The organism is Teichococcus deserti (assembly GCF_001982615.1).
GTDB lineage: Bacteria > Pseudomonadota > Alphaproteobacteria > Acetobacterales > Acetobacteraceae > Pseudoroseomonas > Pseudoroseomonas deserti.
The window spans coordinates 1-4,203 of record NZ_MLCO01000456.1 but is presented as its reverse complement, the minus strand read 5'-3'; the positions used below and the strand labels follow the sequence as shown (position 1 = coordinate 4,203).

At 73.5% G+C, this 4,203-nt stretch carries 5 protein-coding genes; 4 read left to right on the top strand and 1 reads right to left on the bottom strand.

Annotated elements, in window-relative coordinates; all coding sequences use genetic code 11:
* The 4 genes from BKE38_RS32605 to BKE38_RS28910 all read left to right on the top strand — a co-directional run.
* Positions 1-611 (top strand): hypothetical protein (locus BKE38_RS32605; protein ID WP_083747944.1); only part of this gene is annotated, 611 nt, incomplete at its 5' end.
* Between the two features lie 55 nt (positions 612-666).
* The gene (locus BKE38_RS28920) at positions 667-1,374 is read left to right on the top strand and encodes a FadR/GntR family transcriptional regulator (protein ID WP_076960571.1); all 708 of its coding nucleotides are present in this window, start codon (positions 667-669) and stop codon (positions 1,372-1,374) included.
* 86 nt (positions 1,375-1,460) lie between these two features.
* Positions 1,461-2,111, top strand: coding sequence for an RraA family protein (locus BKE38_RS28915; protein ID WP_207553722.1), 651 nt, complete (start codon positions 1,461-1,463; stop codon positions 2,109-2,111).
* Between the two features lie 12 nt (positions 2,112-2,123).
* Positions 2,124-3,440: an MFS transporter gene (locus BKE38_RS28910; RefSeq protein WP_076960569.1), complete on the top strand. Its 1,317-nt coding sequence runs from the start codon at positions 2,124-2,126 to the stop codon at positions 3,438-3,440.
* A 53-nt stretch (positions 3,441-3,493) separates the two neighbouring features.
* Here the strand turns inward: BKE38_RS28910 and BKE38_RS32600 are convergent.
* A partial coding sequence (locus tag BKE38_RS32600) for an MFS transporter (RefSeq protein ID WP_165694319.1) occupies positions 3,494-4,203 on the bottom strand: 710 nt, incomplete at its 5' end.

The window sequence follows — 4,203 nt, the reverse complement described above, 5'->3', positions numbered from 1 at the left end:
TTTCCGCCTCGCCGCTGGGCCGCCTGCTGGCGCAGCAGCCGGCCGCCCCCGCCCCTGCCCCGGCCCCTGCCCCCGCCGGCACGCCCAGCCGGATCCGTGGCCGCATCACGGCGCTCGACGGCGCCACGCTGCGCGTCGCCACCCGCGAGGGCGGCACCGCCGAGATCGCCCTCGCCGAGACCGCGACCGTCTCGGCGCTGCGCCGCGTCGCGCTGGCCGACATCACCCCGGGCACCTCGGTCGGCGCCGTCGCCGAGCCGGGCGCCGATGGCGAGCTCAAGGCGGTCGCCATCACCGTGCTGCCCGCCGGCATGCGCATCACCGAGCGCCAAGTGGCCTGGGACCTGGCGCCCGGCACCTCGATGAATGACGGCCCGGTCGAGGCGGTGGTGGAAAGCGCCGCCGGCCGCGACCTGCGCCTGTCGATCCAGGGCAAGCCGGTGCTGCTGCGGGTGACGCCGGAGACCCCGCTGCTGATGCCCATCCCGGCCAGCCGCGCCGACCTGGTGGCCGGCGCCGCGGTCTTCATCAATGCGACGCAGGGCGCCGACGGCAGGCTCTCCGCCGCCCGTGTTACCGTCGGCAAGGACGGCGTCGACCCGGCCATCTGAGTCAACCTGTCTGACAGGTTGACAGGCTGCGCGGCCGGGGCCTAGCCTCGGCCGCATGATCCCCGACGCGCCCGGCGGGCTGCGGCAGCTCCGCATCTCCGACCAGATCGCCCGCCACGTCACCGCGCATATCCAGGAAGGCGGGCTGCGCCCCGGCGACCCGCTGCCCAGCGAGAGCGAGCTCGCCCGCCGCTTCGGCGTCAGCCGCCCGGCGGTGCGCGAGGCGATGAACGCCCTGGCCGGCCGCGGCCTGGTCGCCATCGCCAGCGGCCGCCCGCCCTCGGTGCTGTCGCTGCAGGAAGATCCTTTCTCGGCGCTGGTCGGCCATGGGCTGGCCACCCGCCAGGTCACCGCGGTGCAGGCGCTCGAGGTCCGCCGCGGGCTGGAGGAGCAGGCCGCGGCGCTGGCCGCCGCCCAGCGGACCGCGGCCGATGTGGCGGCCTTCGAGGCCCTGCTCGCGCGCCTGCCTGGCGTTGTCGGCGACGTCGCCGGCTTCGCCGCGCTGGACATCGCCTTCCACCGCCAGGTCGCCGAGGCCAGCCGCAACCCGCTGATGGCGGCGCTGATGGCCGGCATGGTCGAGGTGGTGCTGCACTCCAGCCGCAGCGGGCTGCGCCATGCGCGCGACGCCGCCGAATGGCAGGAGATCCTGTCGCTGCACCAGCAGATCGCGACCGCCATCGTCGCGGGCCGGGCCGAGGCCGCCCGCGCCGCCATGGCCGCGCATTTCGACTCCGCGCTGCGGCGCCTGCAGCGGGAGTGATTCTTTTCAGTTCTGAGGGAAGGAGACAGGCTATGGCCGGAGAGATCCCCGCAAGGGACGCGGCAGCGGACGCGGCATTGTTCGAGATGATCCGCGCGGAGCTCTTCACCGCGGTGATCGGCGACGTGATGGATGCGATGGGGCTGCGCCGCCAGTTCCTGCCGCCGGAGATCCGCGCCCTGGTCCCCGACACCGTCATCGTCGGCCGCGCCATGCCGGTGCTGGAGGCGGATTGCGCGACCGACGCCGCCAGCCGCGGCCCGGTCGCCGACGCCTTCGGCCTGATGTTCGAGGCGCTGGACGACCTCAAGCCCGGCGAGATCTATGTCTGCACCGGCGCCTCGCCGCGCTACGCCCTCTGGGGCGGGCTGATGAGCGGCCGCGCCCAGGCGCTGGGGGCGGCGGGCGCGGTGCTCGGCGGCTTCCACCGCGACACGCGGGAGATCCTGGGCCTGGGCTTCCCGGTCTTCTCCACCGGCGCCTATGCCCAGGACCAGCGGCTGCGCGGCCGGGTGATCGACTACCGCTGCCCGATCGAATTTCCCAATGCCTGCCGTGTCGAGCCCGGCGACCTGATGGTCGGCGACATCGACGGCGTGCTGGTCGTCCCCCGCGCGCAGGAGGCCGCGGTGATCGCCGCCGCGCGGGAGAAGGTGCGCGGCGAGGCGCAGGTGCGCGACATGATCGGCGCCGGCGAGAGCACCGCCAGCATCTTCGCCAAGACCGGCATCATGTGAGGCGGGCGCAGCATGAGGCCTGATTCCGGCATGCCCGCGGCGCCGCGCGCCGATGCGGCGGCGATCCGCAAGGCGACCACGGCGGCCACCGTCGGCACCGTCATCGAATGGTACGACTACGCGCTCTACGGCGCGGCCTCGGGCCTGATCATCAACCGGCTGTTCTTTCCCGGCCTGTCGCCGGTGAACGGCGTGCTGGCGGCCTTCGCCACCTTCGCCGTCGGCTTCTTCATCCGCCCGCTCGGCGGCATCGTCATCGCCCATGTCGGCGACCGCTTCGGCCGCAAGCCGGCGCTGATCTTCACCATCCTGCTGATGGGGGCGGCGACCGTCGCCATGGGGCTGCTGCCGACCTATGCGCAGCTCGGCGTCGCCGCCCCCGTGCTGCTGGTCATCCTGCGCCTGCTGCAGGGCTTCGGCGCGGGGGCGGAGCTGGCCGGCGCCATCACGCTGGTCGCCGAATACGCGCCGCCGGAGAAGCGCGCCTTCTACACCGCGATCCCCAATGCGGCGACGGTGATCGGCATCATGCTGGCGACGCTGGCCTTCCTCGGCGTCTCCGCCCTCCCGGAGGAGGTGCTGCTCGGCTGGGCCTGGCGGGTGCCTTTCCTGCTGTCCGGCCTTCTGTTCGTCGTCGCCCTCTATATCCGGCGGCATCTGGACGAGACGCCCGAATATGTCGCCGCCATGGAGCATGCCAAGGCGCGCCGCCAGGCCGAGCAGCTGCCGCTGCGCGAGGTCTTCCGCGAAAGCCCGGCGCAGGTGGTCTTCGGCTTCCTGTCGGTCACCGGCCACAATGCGAATGCCTATATCCTCTCGGCCTTCGCGCTCAGCTACATGACCAACACGCTGGGCATGCCGCGCACCGAGGGGCTGACCGCCGTCGTCATCGCCTCGCTCTGCGGCATCATCGGCACGCCGCTGATGGGCATGCTGGCCGACCGCATCGGCCCGGCGAAGGTCTATATCGGCGGCGCGGCCTTCGTCTTCCTGCTGGCCTTTCCGCTGTTCTCCCTGCTCGACAGCAGGAGCCTGGTCTGGGCGACCTTCGGCATGAGCCTGGGCTATGCGATCGGCTTCGGCGCCATGGCAGGCGCCCAGGGGGCCTTCCTGGCCAATCTCTTCCCGACCCGCACGCGCTTCTCCGGCATCGCGGTGACGCGGGAGCTGAACGGCGTGCTGATCGCCGGCCCCACCCCCTTCATCGCCAGCTGGCTGGTGGCCGAGGCCGGCGGGCGGCCGGACTATGTCGCGCTCTACCTGATGGGCTGCTGCGCCATGACGGTGCTGGCGGTGCTGCTGGTCCGGCACCGCTCCACCCACCGCTGACCTGGCGCGGGACGAGGTGAGGTGGACTCACCGAAAAGCCTCCGTCGCGCGATCTAGCCCCGGGCGAAGCCCCGCCCGGCCAGCAGCGCCGCCAGGCCCGGGGCCAGCGCGAAGACGGCGAAGAGCACCACCGCCGCCTGCCGCGCGCCCTCGGCGCCCTGGGTGACGCCGGCGGCATTGGCCAGCAGCCCGGCCATGGCCGCGCCGATGGCGATGCCATAGAGCTGGATGGTGGTGATGGCGGCGGAGGCGGTGTCGCCTTCCCCGGCCGGCGCCAGGGTCAGGATGCGGGTCAGCAGATGCGGCCAGCAGATCCCCACCCCGGCCCCGGTCAGCGCCAGGGCCGCGCCCCAGAGCCCGGCCTGGACGCCGGCGGGCAGGCTTGTGGCGAAGGCCGAGAAGCCGGCCAGAGCCAGCAGCCCGAGCATCGACAGGAAGGGCCCGGTCCGTGCCAGCGGACCGGCCAGCGCCGCCGGCCGGCCGGAGGAAAGCATCGAGCCCAGGCTCCAGCCGCCGGCCATGGCCGCGGTCAGATAGCCGGCGACCAGCGGCGTCTGCCCCTGCAGCAGCTGCAGGAAGTAGGGGACGAAAATCTCGGTCGTGGTGCCGAACAGCAGCAGCGCGACGCTGGCATAGAGCGCGCCCAGCGGCGCCAGCGGCTGCGCGCCGCCGCGCGGCAGCAGCCGCACCGGGGCCGTCGCGTCGCGCCGCAGCGCCGCCAGGCCGAGCGCCAGGCCGAGGCCGACGCCGGCCGCCTGGAAGC

Coding starts and splice junctions, on each gene's coding strand:
- BKE38_RS28920 (WP_076960571.1), top strand. CDS start 667: ATGATCCCCGACGCGCCCGGCGGGCTGCGGCAGCTCCGCATCTCCGAC.
- BKE38_RS28910 (WP_076960569.1), top strand. CDS start 2,124: ATGAGGCCTGATTCCGGCATGCCCGCGGCGCCGCGCGCCGATGCGGCG.
- BKE38_RS28915 (WP_207553722.1), top strand. CDS start 1,461: ATGATCCGCGCGGAGCTCTTCACCGCGGTGATCGGCGACGTGATGGAT.